Below are 17593 nucleotides of genomic sequence, written 5' to 3'. Positions count from 1 at the left end.
TACGGGTGGCTTGACCAGAAGGCACGGTCATCGGCATGGGCTTTGTTGCACAAATCGAATTGCAGACGGCATGACCCCAACCCCGGACGGACCTATGCCAGGGCAGCCACCGGCACGGTTTGAGGACGGCCGATCTGGCTGAAGCGATTGAGCAAGGCCAAGCGGACATGCAATTCCACGACCTAGCGCTCGAACGTGCGCGCGGTCACCCGTTCGCCCAGTCGCTTGAAGCAGTGCATCTTCGTCTCCACAAGGCTGGGCCGGTGATAGCCGCTCCACTTTTTCCAGATGCTGCGACCCAAGCGCTTGCACGCGCGAATGGCCTCGTTGCGCTGCGCCGAGCCCGCTCTCGATGTGCCAGCAACCCGGGCAGCATTGGCGCATCTCCGATGGCATTGCTGGTCACCTCGATGGCGCGTATCTCCAACGTCTGCGCATCGATGCCCAAATGGACCTTGCGCCATTCACGCCGGTATTAGGCGCCATGCTTCTTGCGTTTGCACTCGCCTTCGCCCAGGAACTTGATTCCCGTGCTGTCCAGCAGCAACTGCAGCGGCGACTTGGTTCGCTGGTAGCTCAGTTCGAGCTGCAAGGTCTTCTGGCGTCGGCAGACCGTGCTGAAGTCCGGCACCGGCCAGTCCAGCTTGGCCAACTGCAGCAGGCGTTGCACCATGCCCAGCGTCTTCCGCAAGGGCTGGCCGAACAGGCACTTGATGCTCAGGCAGAACTGGATTGCTGCATCCGAGAAGATCGGACTGCGTCCGCGCTTGCCGTTCGGTGTGCCAAGCCACTGCATGCTCTGATCCAGCCACATCGTCAACGAGCCTCGCGCCTTCAGCGTCGCGTTGTACGCCTTCCAGTTCGTCGTGCGGTACTTGCTCCGCAGTCTGTTCTTCTTATGTGTCACGCCGTCAGTCTACGGGCGTCGGCGAGGCGATTTGTGCAACAAAGCCAGACCTCGGGCAACCGCCTGCTGATGGACCTGGCGCTGGCCAACGTGCCCGACCGGCCCCAGTGCCTGTACGAGGCCAAGCACGTGACCACGCTACTGGGCCTGGTGGAGGCGGGCCTGGGCGTGGCAGCCGTGCCCAGCCTGGCCATGCCGGGCAAGGAGCACCCCACGCTGGTGAGCATTCCGCTTGTGGAGCCTATCGTCACCCGGCAGATGGGGCTCATCAAACGGCGCGGAAAATCGTTGTCACCCGCTGCGCAGCAGCTCTATGACCTGCTGGTGGCTACGCGTTCTGTGCGTCCGCGCAGTGCTGCCATGGCGCAAAAAATACAATCGGGGCAATGACTTCGAACACCAAACTGCCCAAACAACGTGTTGTCGTGGGCCTTTCGGGCGGCGTGGATTCCGCCGTGACCGCCCACCTGCTCAAACAACAGGGCCATGAAGTGGTCGGCATCTTCATGAAGAATTGGGAAGATGACGATGACAGCGAATATTGCTCGTCCAACATCGACTTCGTGGATGCGGCCGCCGTGGCCGATGTGATCGGCATCGAGATCGAGCATGTGAACTTCGCCACCGACTACAAGGACCGCGTCTTTGCCGAGTTCCTGCAGGAGTACCAGGCCGGTCGCACACCCAACCCGGACGTGCTCTGCAATGCCGAGATCAAGTTCAAGGCCTTTCTGGACCATGCCATGCGTCTCGGGGCTGAGAAGATCGCTACCGGGCACTATGCGCGGGTGCGTCGGAACGAGTCCACAGGTCTGTTTGAGCTGCTCAAGGGGCTGGACCCCTCCAAGGACCAGAGCTATTTTTTGCATCGCCTGAACCAGGCGCAGTTGTCCAAGACGTTGTTTCCCGTGGGCGAACTGCACAAGACCGAAGTGCGCCGCATTGCTGAGGAAATTGGCCTGCCCAATGCCAAGAAGAAGGATTCGACCGGCATCTGCTTCATTGGCGAGCGGCCATTCCGCGAGTTTCTGAACCGCTACATCAGCCACGCGCCCGGCCCCATCCTGGACGACCGGGGCCGCAACCTCGGCAAGCATGTGGGCCTGTCTTTCTACACCCTGGGCCAGCGCCAGGGCCTGGGCATTGGCGGGGTGAAGGAAAAGGGGGCACAACGTGGTGGGGGCGCGCACGAGCCCTGGTTTGTGGCCCGCAAGGACCTGGAGAAGAACACGCTGCGTGTGGTGCAAGGGCATGACCACCCCTGGCTGCTGTCGCACCATCTGGTGGCGCAGGATGTGAGCTGGTGCGCTGGCCATGCGCCCATGCCGGGTGTCTACGCCGCCAAGACGCGTTACCGCCAACAGGATGCGCCTTGCACCCTGGAGGCCGCTACCGAAGGCTTTGCCCTCCGCTTCCCGCAGGCCCAGTGGGCTGTTACCCCAGGACAGAGTGCGGTGTTGTATGACGGGGAGGTGTGCCTCGGGGGGGGAGTGATCCAGGTCGCCGCCTCCTGATGCTTGTGTGCCCCTACGGGGGGTTCTTTTGGGGCAGGGGGAAGTTTGGGCTATTGAATTTGTTTATCAATAGTTTTTGAGTATGTTGTGTGGTGTTGTGCCCACACACGTCGGCATAGAGGGTGCCGTTAAAGGAAGTTGACCTTTGGCTTGATGGTCGAAAGCGCATTTTTCGGAGCAAGCCTCCTAAAATTCCGCACAACCTCTTTGAAACCACTTGTATCAATCGATGCATGGGGTATCTCCCTTGAGTCCACCCCGCGAGGGCCGCAGAATCGGGCCCGACGCTTGCTCGTGCGCACGCCATGTTTTCAACTGCCTCCCTGCCTGCCAACCCCGATATCACCCAACGTCTCATCGATCAGCAGTGCACCGTGCAATGGAGGGGGTTCTTGCAGGCCCTGGCGGCTGAGTTTGCCGCCGCGCTGCCGCCTGAAGACCTGCGCGCGCTGATGTTCCGGGTGGGCGCACGGTTTGCGGCCGAACACCCCCTGCCGACATGTGCCACCCTGGAAGATCTGCAGAGCAGCATGGTGGCCGTGTGGGACCGCATCGGCTGGGGCGGGGTCCGCCTGCAGCAGGCTGCGGCGCAGTTGGACATCCACCACGACCTTTCTCCTTTGTCGGCAGCTTTTGGGCTGGGCCACGCGCCATGGTCTGGGGGGTTCCTCGAAGGGGTCTATCAGAGCTGGTTCGAGCAGGCTGGCGCCGCCCAGCTCCGCGTGGCCCAGTCTGCCCCAGCGGACGCCTGGGGCTGCATCCATTTCCAGCTGGCACGCTGAGCCCTGCGGGTTTCGGCTTTCCACGTTTTGCTATTGGCGGTGACCCGTGAAGCAATCTGACGATATCGCGAACCTCTTCCAGCAGTTTGGAGGCAAGGCCGACCCCTACCAGGAGCTGGCTCGCAAGCAGGAGCAACAGCGCTCCAGTGAACGCTGGCCGTTGGTATCCGCCATTCGGGGCGCCCTAGTGGGGGACGTGCCAGCGGTGGACCGCCGCCCCGAGGGCTTGGCAGCCCCCGCGCCGCAGAACCCGGCTGCGCCTGTCGCGAGCGAGCCCGCTCCCGCTGGCTGGACGCGGCCCGCCGCGCAGAGGGTTGGCGACAGCCCCGCGCCGATGTGGGGCGCCGCCACGGCGCCACAACCAGCCCCTGCACCGACGCCTGCACCGGCGCCTGCGATGGCCCTGGCAGCAGCGCCTCGTGTGCCTTCTGCTTCTGCCCCTGCACTCGCAGTGCGCTCTCCGCTGGCGGGACTTGCCGGCCTGCACGCGTCTGCCGCAACCACCCTGCGCGACGCGTCTGTTGTATCGCCTGCCCCACTGCCCACCGACCTGCCCTCGGTGTTTGCGCGCCTGGCAGGATCGCCGCAGCCCCGGCCCACTGCCACCTGGCAGCCCCGCAAGGGCCAGTCATGAAGGTGGTTGCCGTTGTTTCAGCCAAAGGTGGTGTGGGTAAAACGACCCTGACAGCCAACTTGGCCACGGCGCTGCAACACCAAGGCGCGCCGACGGTGCTGGTGGTGGACCTGGACCCTCAGAACGCGCTGGGCCTGCATTTCGGAGCCGACCCGGGGGGCCTTGCCGGAGTCTCCCGCGCCAGTCTGTCGGGCGACAGTTGGAGTTCGGTTTGTCAAACAAGCCCCTCGGGCGTGCATGTGCTGCCCTACGGAGTGGTGAACGAGGCCGATCGCGTGGCCTTTGAACGGCATCTGGAGTGCCACCCCGACTGGCTTGCGCAGCAGTTGCAAAGCCTGGAGCTGCCGCCCGATGCACTGGTGCTCATTGACACGCCGCCTGGCCCCTCCGTCTACATGCAACAGGCGCTCACTGCGGCCCGGGTGGTGGTGGTGGTCAACCTGCCCGACGCGGCGTCGTATGCCGCACTGGCTCTGATGCAGCGCTTGGTGCATACCTATTGCACACCGCGTCCCGACTTTGACGGAACCCTTTATGTCCTGAACCAGGCCGACGGTGCGCGCCAGCTTTCCAAGGACATCACCCGCGTGATGCAGGACAGCCTGGGCGACCGGCTGATCGGCGTGATCCACGAAGATCAGGCGGTGCGCGAGGCCCTGGCCTATGACCAGAGCGTGCTCGAGTACGACACCCATGGCCAAGCGGCCGATGATCTGCGCAAATGTGCGCAGGTCCTCGCGCAGCGTCTGAGTTTGTCACTGCCGGGGGCTACGCGATGAGCGTGGACCAGCGTCCCCAGGCCGACGAAGTCGCCGACGCCGATTCCCACAGCCCACAGGCGCATTGGCGCACTGTGGTGCACGCCATCACGGGCTGGGAGATCTGGCAACACCCCACAGCCCGCGTGGCAGCCGTTGTGTTCAGCGCGCTGCTGGTGGGGTTGGTCATCAGTGTGCCGCTGGACCTGCAAGGACAAATTCTCTTCTCCTTGGGCTCGTTTGCGGCTGCGCTGTTGTTGAGCAAGACCCCGGGGCGCCTGTCCACTCTGGCCATGATCGTGCTGTCGATCTCGGCATCGTCGCGTTACATCTACTGGCGCTTCACCGACACCATCGGTTTTACCCACTGGATGGACGCGGCCTTTGGCTATGGGCTGGTGCTGGCCGAGCTGTATGCGTTTGCCGTGCTGCTCATCGGCTATTTTCAGACCGCCTGGCCTCTGCAGCGCCGCCCCGTGCCCATGCCGGCGGATGTGAGCACCTGGCCGAGCGTGGACATTTTTATCCCAAGCTACAACGAGCCCCTGGAAGTGGTCCGTCAGACGGTGTTCTCGGCCATGAGCCTGGACTGGCCCAAAGACCGCCTGCATGTGTATGTGCTTGACGATGGCCGCCGCACCGAATTCCGCGAGTTCTGCGAAGAGCTGGGCGTGGGCTACCTCATCCGAGACAACAACCACCACGCCAAGGCGGGCAACATCAACGCGGCGCTCAAGGTCACGCATTCCGAGTACATCGCGATCTTTGACTGCGACCACATCCCCACACGCTCCTTCCTGCAGGTGTGCATGGGCTGGTTCTTCAAGGACACCAACCTGGTGATGCTGCAGACGCCGCACGTCTTCTTCTCGCCCGACCCCTTTGAGCGCAACCTCGACACCTTTCACCGTATGCCCAATGAGGGAGAGCTGTTCTACGGCATCGTGCAGGACGGTAACGACCTGTGGAACGCCTCTTTCTTCTGCGGCTCCTGCGCCATCATCCGCCGCAAGGAACTTCTGGAAGTGGGCGGTATTGCGGTGGAGACCGTGACAGAGGACGCACACACCGCGCTGAAGCTCAGCCGCCTGGGCTACAACACCGCCTACCTTGAAGTGCCGCAGGCAGCAGGCTTGGCCACCGAAAGTCTGTCGGGCCACGTGGGCCAGCGCATCCGCTGGGCGCGGGGCATGGCTCAGATCGCGCGCACCGACAACCCTCTCTTCGGAAAGGGGCTCAAGTTTGGGCAGAGGCTGTGTTATCTCAACGCGATGCTGCACTTCTTCTACGGCCTGCCGCGCCTGGTTTTTCTGACTGCGCCCTTGGCCTACCTGTTTTTTGGTGCGCATGTGTTCCAGGCCTCCGCACTGATGATCACGGCCTATGCTTTGCCGCACCTGGCCCATGCCAGCGTGACCAACTCCCGCATCCAGGGGCGCTTTCGCCATTCGTTCTGGAACGAGGTGTACGAGTCGGTGCTGGCCTGGTACATCATGCGGCCCGTGCTGGTGGCTTTCATCAACCCCAAGCTAGGCAAGTTCAACGTCACGGCCAAGGGCGGGGTGATCGAAAAAGCCTATTTCGACTGGACCATCGCCCGCCCCTATGTGGTGCTGCTGCTGATCAACCTGGTCGGCATGGCGGTCGGGGTCTGGAAGCTGTTCTCGTCGGCCGGCGACGAAACCACCACGCTGGTCATTAACATGGTGTGGACCGTCTACAACATCATCTTGCTGGGCGCCAGCGTGGCTGTGGCCAGCGAGACGCGTCAGATCCGGGGCACGCCGCGCGTGGCGGCTAGCCTGCCAGCGGTGATCCGTTTCGAGAACGGCCGCACCTTGGTGTGCAAGACCGAAGATTTCTCCCAGCATGGCCTGGGCTTGGCGGTGCCGCCAGATGTAGATATTCCTATGGGCAGCCGTCTTGCAGTGTCGCTGTTCCGCTCGGACGAAGAAGGCGTTTTTCCGGCCATTGTCACGTTCAGCGGCAAGGGTCGTCTGGGTGTGAAATTCGACAACCTCAGCCTGCACCAGCAGGCCGAGTTGGCCTCGCTCACCTTTGCCCGCGCCGACGCCTGGATCGCCACCTGGGGCACAGGCCAGCGCGACAAGCCGCTGCGCTCGCTCAAGAGCGTGATCATGATCGGGCTGCGTGGCATGGGGCAGCTGACCGCCACGGCCTACAAGTCCCTCAAGCCCCGGTAGAGCGCGTGCAACACGCTCTCAGTCTTTCCCTGTTTTCCAAGATTTCTCCTTCACCATGATTTCCACACGACATCCGACAGCGCGACTGCCACGCCAGCGCATGCTGCCTGCCATGCTGGCCCTGGTGCTGGCGGGGACCGCAGCGCCCGTTTCGCAGCTGGCAGCCGCACCCGCACCGTCGGCCGCATCGGCCCCATTGGCTGTGTCGCCTGCTGAGTCGGGGGTGCGTGTGCACCGCGCTAGCCTCAAGGAGCTGGGCGCGCTGTTTCCGCTGCAGCTGCGTGGGGTGGATGGCACCAGCGGCGTGGCCTTCAGCGTGCGCAACGATGAGGTGGTGATTGGTGCCAAGCTCAAGCTCAACTACTCGTATTCGCCCGCGCTGCTCACCAATCTGTCGCACATCAAGGTGCTGGTGAATGAGCAGGTAGCGGCCACGATTCCCGTGACCACCCAGCAGGCCGGTGAGAATCTGCAGCGCGAGATCACGATCCCGCCGCGCCTCATCACCGAGTTCAACCGACTGAACCTTCAGCTCATTGGGCACTACACCATGGAGTGCGAAGACCCGCTGCACTCCAGCCTGTGGGCCAACGTCGGCAACGACAGTGTGCTGGAGCTGACCGTGGCTCCGGTGGCGCAGACCAACGATTTGGCGCTGCTGCCCCAGCCCTTCTTTGACCGCCGGGACGTGCGGCCGCTGGAACTCCCCATCGTTTTCAATGCCGCGCCCAATGCAGGCAGCCTGCAGGCGGCGGGCACGATGTCGTCCTGGTTTGGCGCGCTGGCGGGTTTTCGTGGCGCGAAGTTCCCGTCCCTCATTGGCGAGCTGCCTGCGCGCGGCAATGCTGTGGTGATGGTGGCTGGCCGGGCGCAGGCGCCCGCAGGCCTGGCACTGCCCGAAATCTCGGGCCCCACCGTGGCTGTGGTCAGCCACCCTGCCGACCGCAACGGCAAGCTGCTGCTGGTCATGGGGCGCGACGATGCTGAGCTGGCCGTGGCGGCCAAGGCGCTGGCGATCGGCTCCTCGGCCTTGTCCGGTCCGCTCGCGCGTATCACTGAGGTCACCGAGCTCAAGCCCCGTAAGCCCTACGACGCACCGAATTGGCTGGCCAGCGACAGGCCCGTAAAGTTTGGCGAACTGGCCGACGCCCAGGCGCTCAATGTGTCTGGCTACTCGCCCGACCTGATCCGAGTGAACTTCTTCCTGCCGCCCGATCTGTTCGGCTGGCGCCAGAAGGGCATCCCGGTGGACCTGCGCTACCGCTACACGCCGCGCCCCAACGCTGACAAGTCCACGCTCAACATCAACGTGAACCAGCAGTTCCTGCGCTCGCTGCCCCTGCGGGCCGTGAACCATGAAGAGCAGGGCACGCTCGACCGCTGGTTCACCAAGGTGATGCCCGCCGGTGAAATGGTGCCCGAGCGCGAGAAGCTCCACATCCCGCTCTTCAAGCTGCCTGCCCAGTCGCAGCTGCAGATGCACTACTACTACGACGTGGTCAAGCAGGGCGCCTGCAAGGACGTGCCGCTAGACAATGTGCGGGGCTCGGTGGAGGCCGACTCCACCATCGACATCTCAGGCTTCCCGCACTTCATCGCCATGCCGGACCTGGCCGCGTTCGGCAATGCCGGTTTTCCGTTCACGCGCATGGCCGACCTGTCGGAGTCGGCCGTGGTCATGCCCGACAGGCCGGGCGTGCAGGAGCTGGGCACCTACCTGGGGCTCATGGGCCTCATGGGCCGTGTCACCGGCTTCCCAGCCCTGGGCGTGACGGTAGCGCAGGCCCAGCAGGTCGAGCGCCTGGGCGACAAGGACCTGCTGGTCATCTCTTCGGGCGGTGGCAACCAGCCCCTGCTCAAGCAGTGGGCCAGTGCCATTCCGGCGGCACTGCAGGGCGATGCCAAGAGCTTCCAGCTGGCCGACCTGGCCCAGCGGGTGCTGCGTTGGTGGGGTTTTGAGGATGAATCCGGCACCCGCGCGCACCGCAGCCAAGTGGCGTTTTCCAGCAGCAGCACCGACGCTTTCATTGCAGGGTTTGAATCGCCGCTGCGCAGCGGCCGCAGTGTGGTGCTGGTGGCCAGCAACCAGCCTGCGGGCCTGGCCCAGGTGATGGATGCGCTGCTGGATGCCGACGCCGTCACCAAAGTGCAGGGCAGCACCACGGTGATCCGGGGCAAGCAGGTGGACAGCCTGGTGGCCGAGAAAAACTACCATGTGGGCCAGCTGGGGCCGCTGCTGTATGCACAGTGGTACCTGTCGCGCAATCCGCTGCTGCTGATCCTGCTGGGGGTTTCGGCGGCGGTGCTGGTGGCCATCATCATGTACCTGTCGCTTCGGGCCCGAGCACGCGCCCGGTTGAAGCAGCAAAAGAAGGGCTGAGGCCGTGCGTGGCACGCCCCGCTGATTCGGAATCACGCAACACCCTCCCGGCCCCGGCGGCCGGGAGACTCGCAGGGAGAAGGTAGGCATGTCCTCCAAACGTCGTCACCACCACACACTCGCCATGGGCCTGCTGGCCTCGCTCATGGCACCCGCTGCCGCCTGGGCCCAGACCGGGGCCGAGCAGACCCTGCTGGACCAGGGGCAGTATTGGCAGGAGCGCGGCGATACCGAACGCGCCGGTGAGGCCTGGCAGAAGCTGCTGCGCCTGAACCCGCAGAACGCCCAGGCGCTGTATGGCATGGCTCTGGTCGAACTGAACGCCCAGCGCCCCGAAGGCGCCCAGCGCTACCTCACGCAGCTGCAGGCGGCGCACCCGCGCAGCCCGCTGGTGAGCCGCTTGCAGGAATCCATCCGCACCGGGCGCAGCGCGCCCCAGATCGAGACCGCACGCCAGCAGGCCCGCAGCGGCCAGGCCAGCCAGGCACTGAGCACCTACCAGGCCGCGCTGGGCGAACGCCCCCCCACCGGGCCGCTGGCCCTGGAGTACTACCAGACCCTTGGCGCCACAGCGGGTGGCTGGGACGAAGCCCGCCGGGGCCTCAGCCGCCTGGCGCAGGAATCACCCGAAGACCCGCAGATTGCCCTGGCCCTGGCCCAGCACCTGACCTACCGCGAATCCACTCGCCGTGATGGCATCGCGCAGCTGGCGCGCCTGGCGGGCCGTCCCGATGTGGGCAAGGCTGCGACCGAGAGCTGGCGTAAGGCATTGGCCTGGACAGGTAACCGCTCGGCCGACATTCCGCTGTATCAGGAGTTCCTGCGTGCGAACCCCGGCGACACCGCTGTGCAGACACGCCTGACCCAGGCCCAGAACCTGCAAAAACAGAGCCAGGCCGCCGCCCGCCCCGTGGCGACTGACCCACTGCGCTTGCGCACCACCGCCGGGTTTCAGGCGCTGGAGGACGGCGAGCTGGATGCAGCAGAAGCCGCATTCCTGCAGGTGCTCGAAACGCGCCCCAGCGACGGCGATGCCCTGGGCGGCCTGGGCATCCTGCGGCTGCGCCAGGAACGGTTTGCCGACGCCCGGGGCTTGCTGGAGCGCGCCTCGCGCGCTGGCTCGGCTGCGCGCTGGAAGCAGGCGCTGGACAGCGCCACCTACTGGAGCCTGGTCGAACAGGCCACCAGCGAGCGCGAGCGCGGCGACACCGCCGCCGCGCGCCGCACGCTGGAACAGGCTTTGCGCATCAACCCCACCGAAGTCACGGCCGAGACCGACTTGGCCGACCTGCTGGTGGAAGCGGGCCAGTACGACGCGGCCGAAGCTGCTTATCGCCGGGTGCTGGCGCGGCAGGCCGATAACCCCGACGCCGTGCGTGGTCTGGTGGGCGTGCTGGCCCAGAACAACAAGGCCTCCGAGGCGTTGGCACTGGTCGAGAAGCTCTCGCCCTCGCAGCAGGAAAAGGTCGGGGCCCTGGGGCGCCTGCGTGCCTCGCAGGCCCTGGGCCAGGCCCGCGCCGCCACCGAACGTGGCGACATGGCCGCAGCGCGCGCGGCGCTGGAAGATGCGCTGCTGAATGACCCGGCCAGCCCCTGGGTGCGTCTGGACCTCGCCCGCTTGTACCTGCGCCTGGGCGCCGTGGCCGAAGCCCGGGGGGTGATGGACGGCCTGCTGCTCTCCAACCCCAACATGCCCGAGGCGCTGTATGCCGGCGCGCTGCTCGCGTCTGAAGCCAGCGACTGGCCGGGGGCGCTGGCGCTGCTTGACCGCATTCCTGAAAAACACCGCACGCGCGACATCGCCACGCTGCAAAAGCGGGTCTGGGTGCAGGTGCAGGCCTCCGCTGCATCGGCACTGGCTGCCGAGGGACGGCAGTCCGAGGCGTTGGCCACCCTGGCCCAGGCCGAATCCTTTGCCACGCAGGACACCGAACTGCTGGGTGCGCTTGCCCTGGCCTATGCTGATGCTGGCGAGCCGCAGCGCGCGCTGGGCATGGTGCGCCAGGTGCTGGCGCGCACGCCCCGGCCTGATGTGGGGCTGCGGCTGCAGTACGCGGCCACGCTGCTCAAGACGCAGCAGGACGTGGAGCTGTCGGGCATCCTGCGCCAGTTGCAGACCGCACCTATGAGCGAGCGCGAGCGCCGAAGTTTTGCCGACATTCGCCGCGCCTATATCGTGCGCCAGGCCGATGGTCTGCGCGAGGCGGGCGACCTGGTCGCCGCCTATGACACCCTTGCCCCGCTGCTGGCCGAGCAGTCCGACGAGCCCCTGGCCATGGCGGCCCTGGCCCGTATGTATGCGGCCAACAACGACTACGCGCCTGCCCAGGCGCTGTACGCGCGGCTGCTGGAGCGCTCGCCCACCGATGTGCCCTTGCTGCTGCAGACAGCGGCAATGGCCATCGGTGCCAAGGACTATGCCTACGCGGAGTCGCTGCTGTCCGTGGCGCTGGCACGCGCACCGCGCGACCCCGAGGTGCTGACGGCGGCCGGGCGCCTCTACCGCGCTCAGGGCAAGAACACCAAGGCCACCGAATTTTTCACTGCTGCAGTTGCCGCCGAAAATGCCCAGCGCGATGCCGTGCTGGCAGCCAGCGGCGTGGCGGCAGGGCCGGGGCGTTCGGGCAACCCCTTTGCCCAGCGTGCCGGGCTGCAGCAACAGCGTGCGGGCGGCGGGCTGGCTGTGCCGGGCATCGCCGCCGTGGCGCGCTCCCCCGTGGGCTACACGCCCATGCAATACGCGCCGCAGTCTGTGGCGCGCAGCAATGCACCGGCGGGGCTCTACATTCCCGACCCGGCCGGAGCCAGCCGGTTTGCCCAGACGCTGCCCCTGCCTTTGCAAGCCCAGCCCATGACTCCGGCGAGCTACTACCCGGAAGCCGCCAATCCTGCGGTTGCTGCAGCAGCGGTGCCACCGTCTGCTGCCAACGGCCAGCGCAGCGCCGGGTCTGCCTCCCGCGCGGCCATCCAGCCCACTGGGCGCGTGGTGTCTGCGTCCCCCGCTACTGTGGCGGCTGTGCCGGTGGCGCCCATGGCGCCCATGGCGCCTGTGGCCTCTGCGGGCTACATCGCCCCGGCACAGGCCTCGGCGGCCAGCTATGGCAGCATGCCGTTGCCCGCCTCATTGGCGACCCAACGTGCCGCAGTCGCACCCCAGCCGTCCGCCTGGGCCACAGCAGGCACCCTGGGCGCGGTGCCCGATCCCACACGCCCGCGCACTGTGCGCGACGAGCTGCGGGAGGTGCAGCAAAGCCAGATTTCCTCCTTCTCGGTGGGCGCCACCGCCCGTGCGCGTCAGGGCGAGGCGGGCATGAGCCAGCTATCCGAGATCGAAGCCCCCGTGCAGCTCAAGATGAGCGTGGGCGATGGTCACCTGATCCTGGGCGTCACGCCCACCGGGGCCAGCGCCGGGGCACCCGGTACGCCCTACGGCACCCTGAGTCGGTTTGGCGGTGGTCCCGCCACGGCGCTCGACATGCCGCTGCGCGCACCGGGTTCACAAAGCGACAGCGGCATCGGCGTGAGCGTGGGCTATGAATCTGGCGGGCTCAAGGCCGACATTGGCACCACCCCGCTGGGTTTTGGTCAGTCGGATGTCACGGGGGGTGTGCGCTACCGCATGGCCCTGAATGACCAGTTGACCATGGCTGTGGACCTCTCGCGCCGCCCAGTGAACGATAGCCTGCTGTCGTTCGCCGGGGCCCGCGACGCCCGCACCGGTGACCGCTGGGGCGGTGTGTCGGCCACGGGGGGGCGCATTGACATGACCTGGGACGATGGCGAGCTGGGTCTGTACGGCTACGGCTCCCTGCACGGCATTGCGGGCACGCGCGTGCGCAGCAACGCGCGCGCCGAACTGGGTGGTGGCATGTATTGGCATGTGCACCGAACGTCCAACGCCGACCTCACCGCCGGGCTGAGCTTCTCCGGGCTGTCCTACCAGCGCAACCTGCGCTACTTCACCGTGGGCCATGGGGGTTACTTCAGCCCGCAGCAGTTTGTGTCGTTCGGGCTCCCCGTGGAATGGGCCCAGCGCAATGGCCGCCTGTCTTACCAGCTCAAGGGCTCGGTGGGAGTGCAGTATTTCAAGGAAGACGCGGCCCCGTATTTCCCCAACAGCCCCTCGCGCCAGGCTGCGGCCGTGCTGGCGGCCAGCGATGCCCTGGCTTTTGGCGAAACCGGCGCTACGGCCATCTACCCTGGCCAGTCGCGCACGGGCCTGGGCTACAACCTGGGCGCTGCCATGGAATACCAGATGCACCCGCAGGTGTTCCTGGGGGGCCATCTGGCGCTCAACAATGCCCGCAACTACCGCGAGTTTGCGGGCGGGTTGTATGTGCGCTACGCCTTCCAGCCCTACAACGGCCTGCAGGTGTTCCCGGTCAACCCGCTGCGCTCGCCCTACGCCAACTGAGCCAGAGCCGGGTTGTGGCCCGGCAGTTTTATCGCCTCAGCAAAAAGGCCCGTTGCGCACACTGCGCAACGGGCCATTTTTTGGAGTGCTTCATCCCCTCGCCACGGGGGCGAGGGCGAATCCAGAGCCAACTATGGCGTGACCTGCTTGGCGCCCACAAACACCGTGCGCGCGCGTGTGCCTGCCACAGAGAGCCCAGCGGTCAGGATGCGCAGGCCGATCACATTGCCGTTGGCATCAAACTGCGCCGAGGCCGAGCCGGATTGAGGTGGACCCGATGCCAGCCCGCAGGTGACCGGGCCGTTGGGGCTCTTGAGGTAGCCAAACGCCTCCACGCGGTACAGGTTCAGCCCGCTGCCCAGTTCGCCCAGCAATTTGCCCGCCACCTCGCAGCCGCTGGTGGTGAGACCGGTGATCGCGCCATCGGCAAACACCTTCAGCGTCGTGGTGTCTCCACCAAAGCCGGTGCCTGCCATCTTGTAGGTGCCCACGATCATGGCCGTGGTGGCGACCTTGCCTGCAGGCAGTGCGTACAAGGGGTCGGGCGTCACGCTGAAGCGCGTTGGGAAGCCGCCTGGCTGCGTGGGGTAGCTGAAGCTGCCGCTGAACAGGCTGGCGTTGCCAGATCCATTGCTGCTTTGCAGCGTGCCGTCGATCAACACGGCCTCGTTATAAGTGCCCGTGTTGCCCAGCAGGCGGTTGAAGAACACGCCGTCATTGGCGGTCACGAAGCGGTTGTTCGTGGCGTTGTTCTGGTAGCGGATCAGGCGGCCATACAGCGCGTTGTGGTCCAGGCTGCTGTTGGTGTAGAAGAACAGGCCGCCGTCCGGCAGCACGCTGCCCCAGACCGTGGTGTCGCCAATCACGCCCGAGGGCAGCGTGAACGAACCCTGCCAGTTGCCTGCCACCGACAGCGGCGTGGCCGACGGCGGCACCGTGGTGCGCGGGTCGGCGATTCCGTTGAGGGTGTAGGTGTTATCGGTGCCTGTGGCGTTGCGGGTGAAGGCCCAGATGCCGCTAGGAACACCGGCAGCGTCGAAGCGCAGCACTGCAATGCCCGACTGCTGCGTGCCCGTGGCGCCGCAGGAGGTGGTGTCGCCAGAGAGATTGATCGTGAGCGAGTACAAGGGCGAACCGGCCGCCCGCGGCGTGGCTGAGCCCGTGGCCAGGCAGCCGCCAATGCGGCCTGAGAGCTGGCCCTGCGGTGTGACGGTGAGCACCCAGCCGCCACCGAACAGGCCTGTGCCCCGGTAGGTGCCCTCGATCAGGCTGGCACTGGCGGTGTGGAAGTTGAGGCTGCTGTACGCCAGCTTCAACGGCACTGTTGCACCCGAGGCAGCTGCTGTCTGCACCGGGTCGCTGTAGTTGCCGCTGATGGCGTCGGTGCGGCCGATCTTGCCGCTGTTCGATGCCGTGCCACGCAGGGTCAGGCCGGTGGCGAACTTGCCGTCCTGCACCGAGAAATACGTGACGCCTGTGGCCAGCACCGAGGTGACGCTCACATTAAGGCGCCCGTACAGTGCATCAAAACCCGCCGCACCTGGGGCCTCACGGGCCAGGTAGAACTCTCCGCCCGTGCCCTGTGGGCCGGGGTCGATGTAGCCCACCACCTGGCGCTGCGCCGCGCCCGTGCCTGCTGTGCCTTCCCACACACCGCCGGGGTATTGCTGCACGCCTGGGGCAGGGCCCACATCTTCGCCATCGGAGGAACCCCCGCCGCAACTGGCAAGCAGCGCGGCACAGGCCAAGGGAAACCAGAAGTATTGACTACGCATGTTGGACAAGGACAGGGTCAGTAGGTGGTGAAAAGAAGAAGGCGCCAGCCTCCGCCAGGGCGGGGTCCGTGGCGCAGGCCTTGCACGCTGCGTGCCTGCTGCCATCAGCACCGGGCCACAGGGCCTATGCGGGCGCAGGGCGCTGCCTAGCTGTATCGAATTGTGCCAGCAGTGGGTGGCGTGGCCCGGGGCGTGGCGTGCAGCCAGTGGTCTTGCAGTCTGAGGGAATTGGATTGCTATATTTTTTATAGCGGACAATGGGATGGGGCGCGCGCAGAGGTCGATTTTCTTCATTTTTCACCTGCCCACACGCGAAAAAGCCGGAGTCCACGGCGGGCTCCGGCTTTTTTCTGCATGCGCCCGGCCCGGGCGCTGCAGTGGTTTCAATCGTCGTTGGTCGCCAGGCTGATCAGGATGCGCAGCACATACCAGAGCATCAGCGCAATCGACGCGAACAGGTGCAGCGCGGCACCGGCGGGGCGGTCGGCGGGGTAGTCGCGGATGATGCGGGAGGTGTCGTAAAGCACACAGGCGCCGGCAAACAGCACCATGATCCCCGAGAACCAGATGCCCAGCTTGAAGCCGAAGATGGCGCCCGCAATGATGGTGCCCAGCGCCACCAGGCCACCCACCTTCAGGATGCCGCCCAGAAAGGAGAAGTCCGTCTTGGTGCTGAACGCCGTCCAGGTGAGCGCGCCCACCAGCAGCAGCGTGATGAAGCCCGCGGCACCAATGGCACCAGGCGCCACCAGCTGGGCGATGCCGAACATGGGGGCGAAGATCAGGCCCTCGGCCAGCACGTAGATGCCCAGACCCATCAGCTGGGTCTGCGGGTTCTCGGCGTTGTCAGCCAGGTGGGAAGCCAGCCACCCCACCAGCATGAATGCGCCCATCACGCCCAGCCAGATGAACTTGTTGCCGCTGGCCATCAGCATCTTGGCCGTGGTGTTGGAAAAGCCGCTCGCCATCAGCACGGCCGACAGCACGACAAATGCCAGCATGGCCACGCCCAGGTGCTTGTAGGTCGAGACGATGAAGTCGCGGCGCTCCATGGGCGCGCCGGACGGGGTCTGCGGTGAAAGTGCGTTGGGGTTCATGGCGATGTCCTCCTTTGAATCTGCGTGTGCAAAAACTCAGGGGGAGCGCCACGTGGGCGCCCCTCCCTCCCTCTCTTTGTTATGGAGTGTGGCCGTCAGGCGGCGGCCAGCTGCTGGGCTTCGTCGGCCGCGCGCAGCTTGCGGTTGGACCAGACACCGGCAGCGCCCACCAGCGTCAGCAGGATCGCCAGGATCCAGGTGCCCACGCCGCTGAACGACTTGGCCGACAACGTGGCTTCGGCCTGCAGGCGCTGCTTGGTGGTGTCATAGCTGATCATGAGCGCGCCCCCTGCCGAGACCTCGTAGACAAGGTCGTGGTCGTTGCTATCCACCAGGGCGGTGACCTTTTCGTCGATCAGGTTGCCCACCAGTTGCTTCGGTGTGCTGTAGTCGATGCGCAGTTTGCGCACCTCGGCACCGGCGGTGTCGGGTTGCACGCTGATCTCGTAGTACTGCTTGGTGGCGCGGCGCTTGCGCTTGACGGTGACTTCGGAAGCCTGTGTCACGGTGCCCGACACGGTCTGCAGACTTTCGCGCGCCACGTAGGCATGGTCCCCGTCGGCCTTCCAGCCGCTGTAAAGCGACAGCCCGATCAGGCCAGGCCCGGCCAGCAGCAGCAGCCAGGCGTAGCCGGTGATGAAAATCAGAATCTTGCGGACGAATCCAGGCATGGCAACCCTCTCTCTTCAGTTGGTATATTGATTTTTGGTAACTGCTTGCCGCCGGGCTTTGCGCCTCTTTGCGAACAAGGCCGCGATGATCTTCGAAATTTCCGTATCGGATGTAAGAAGTTGTTGATCCGTGGCGGCGCTGCCGCACTGGACAAAACGGAGAAGCGACACGCCCGCGCCCCGTTGTAAAAGCGCGCGGGCGGCGCATGGAGCACGCTGGTTTTCCGTGCCATGCGAAGTGATTCTTGTTGCGAGTTGCTACGTTTTGAAGTGCAGCGCCCAAAGAAAAAGGCCCACACCTTGCGGGTGTGGGCCTGGGGTTCGACGCGTTGCCGGGGGATCAGAACGGAATGTCGTCGTCCATGTCGTCAAAGCCGGACGCTGCACGCGGGGCCTGCGCCACCGGCGCGGGGGCCGGGCGCGGCGCGGGCGCTGCCATGGGCCGGGGTGCGGGGGC

11 protein-coding genes and 2 pseudogenes are annotated in these 17593 nt (G+C 65.7%); 8 read left to right on the top strand and 5 right to left on the bottom strand.

The genetic code is table 11. The features are described 5' to 3' along the window. Positions 1–92: 92 nt before the first annotated feature. Positions 93–886 (bottom strand): annotated as a pseudogene (locus tag DBR12_RS01720) (IS5 family transposase). Here DBR12_RS01720 and DBR12_RS01715 point away from each other — a divergent pair. From DBR12_RS01715 to DBR12_RS01680, 8 genes are all read left to right on the top strand, one after another. Then, positions 791–1297: a LysR substrate-binding domain-containing protein gene (locus tag DBR12_RS01715; protein WP_233244249.1), complete on the top strand. Its 507-nt coding sequence runs from the start codon at positions 791–793 to the stop codon at positions 1295–1297. The pseudogene DBR12_RS01720 and the gene DBR12_RS01715 overlap by 96 nt on opposite strands. Then, complete coding sequence (gene mnmA / locus DBR12_RS01710; RefSeq protein ID WP_108615668.1) at positions 1294–2421, top strand: tRNA 2-thiouridine(34) synthase MnmA; 1128 nt, start codon at positions 1294–1296, stop codon at positions 2419–2421. The genes DBR12_RS01715 and mnmA overlap by 4 nt, the downstream gene beginning before the upstream one ends. A 305-nt stretch (positions 2422–2726) precedes the next feature. Then, positions 2727–3203: a cellulose biosynthesis protein BcsD gene (gene bcsD / locus DBR12_RS01705; RefSeq protein ID WP_233244247.1), complete on the top strand. Its 477-nt coding sequence runs from the start codon at positions 2727–2729 to the stop codon at positions 3201–3203. A gap of 46 nt (positions 3204–3249) precedes the next feature. After that, positions 3250–3837 (top strand): cellulose biosynthesis protein BcsP, encoded by a 588-nt coding sequence (gene bcsP / locus DBR12_RS22115; RefSeq protein ID WP_158274958.1) that lies wholly within the window; start codon positions 3250–3252, stop codon positions 3835–3837. Continuing rightward, positions 3834–4616 carry a cellulose biosynthesis protein BcsQ gene (gene bcsQ, locus DBR12_RS01695; RefSeq protein ID WP_108615666.1) on the top strand — a complete coding sequence of 261 codons (783 nt, stop codon included), beginning with the start codon at positions 3834–3836 and terminating at the stop codon, positions 4614–4616. Before bcsP ends, bcsQ begins: the two co-directional genes overlap by 4 nt. Next, positions 4613–6799, top strand: coding sequence for a UDP-forming cellulose synthase catalytic subunit (gene bcsA, locus DBR12_RS01690; RefSeq protein ID WP_108615665.1), 2187 nt, complete (start codon positions 4613–4615; stop codon positions 6797–6799). The genes bcsQ and bcsA overlap by 4 nt, the downstream gene beginning before the upstream one ends. Positions 6800–6854: 55 nt before the next feature. Continuing rightward, positions 6855–9179 carry a cellulose biosynthesis cyclic di-GMP-binding regulatory protein BcsB gene (bcsB, locus tag DBR12_RS01685; protein ID WP_108615664.1) on the top strand — a complete coding sequence of 775 codons (2325 nt, stop codon included), beginning with the start codon at positions 6855–6857 and terminating at the stop codon, positions 9177–9179. A gap of 88 nt (positions 9180–9267) precedes the next feature. After that, positions 9268–13593 carry a cellulose biosynthesis protein BcsC gene (locus DBR12_RS01680; RefSeq protein WP_304529300.1) on the top strand — a complete coding sequence of 1442 codons (4326 nt, stop codon included), beginning with the start codon at positions 9268–9270 and terminating at the stop codon, positions 13591–13593. Positions 13594–13724: 131 nt separating this feature from the next. Here DBR12_RS01680 and DBR12_RS01675 read toward each other — a convergent pair whose 3' ends face one another. From DBR12_RS01675 to DBR12_RS01660, 4 genes and pseudogenes are all read right to left on the bottom strand, one after another. Further along, positions 13725–15368, bottom strand: coding sequence for a hypothetical protein (locus tag DBR12_RS01675; RefSeq protein WP_233244245.1), 1644 nt, complete (start codon positions 15366–15368; stop codon positions 13725–13727). Positions 15369–15751: 383 nt separating this feature from the next. Beyond that, positions 15752–16465, bottom strand: a complete 714-nt coding sequence (locus tag DBR12_RS01670; RefSeq protein ID WP_108615662.1) for a Bax inhibitor-1 family protein — start codon at positions 16463–16465, stop codon at positions 15752–15754. A 95-nt stretch (positions 16466–16560) separates the two neighbouring features. After that, positions 16561–17136: a hypothetical protein gene (locus DBR12_RS01665; RefSeq protein ID WP_108615661.1), complete on the bottom strand. Its 576-nt coding sequence runs from the start codon at positions 17134–17136 to the stop codon at positions 16561–16563. 340 nt (positions 17137–17476) lie between these two features. Further along, positions 17477–17593 (bottom strand): annotated as a pseudogene (locus DBR12_RS01660) (single-stranded DNA-binding protein); the annotation flags it as partial.

The organism is Acidovorax sp. HMWF029 (assembly GCF_003060895.1).
Classification (GTDB): Bacteria; Pseudomonadota; Gammaproteobacteria; order Burkholderiales; family Burkholderiaceae_C; genus Acidovorax.
This window is presented reverse-complemented; position numbering and strand designations above follow the sequence as displayed.

Excerpts from the sequence above, each read along its gene's own strand:
- DBR12_RS01675 (WP_233244245.1), bottom strand. The coding sequence starts at position 15,368 with ATGCGTAGTCAATACTTCTGGTTTCCCTTGGCCTGTGCCGCGCTGCTT.
- DBR12_RS01665 (WP_108615661.1), bottom strand. The coding sequence starts at position 17,136 with ATGCCTGGATTCGTCCGCAAGATTCTGATTTTCATCACCGGCTACGCC.
- mnmA (WP_108615668.1), top strand. The coding sequence starts at position 1,294 with ATGACTTCGAACACCAAACTGCCCAAACAACGTGTTGTCGTGGGCCTT.
- bcsA (WP_108615665.1), top strand. The coding sequence starts at position 4,613 with ATGAGCGTGGACCAGCGTCCCCAGGCCGACGAAGTCGCCGACGCCGAT.
- DBR12_RS01680 (WP_304529300.1), top strand. The coding sequence starts at position 9,268 with ATGTCCTCCAAACGTCGTCACCACCACACACTCGCCATGGGCCTGCTG.
- bcsD (WP_233244247.1), top strand. The coding sequence starts at position 2,727 with ATGTTTTCAACTGCCTCCCTGCCTGCCAACCCCGATATCACCCAACGT.
- DBR12_RS01670 (WP_108615662.1), bottom strand. The coding sequence starts at position 16,465 with ATGAACCCCAACGCACTTTCACCGCAGACCCCGTCCGGCGCGCCCATG.
- bcsB (WP_108615664.1), top strand. The coding sequence starts at position 6,855 with ATGATTTCCACACGACATCCGACAGCGCGACTGCCACGCCAGCGCATG.
- bcsQ (WP_108615666.1), top strand. The coding sequence starts at position 3,834 with ATGAAGGTGGTTGCCGTTGTTTCAGCCAAAGGTGGTGTGGGTAAAACG.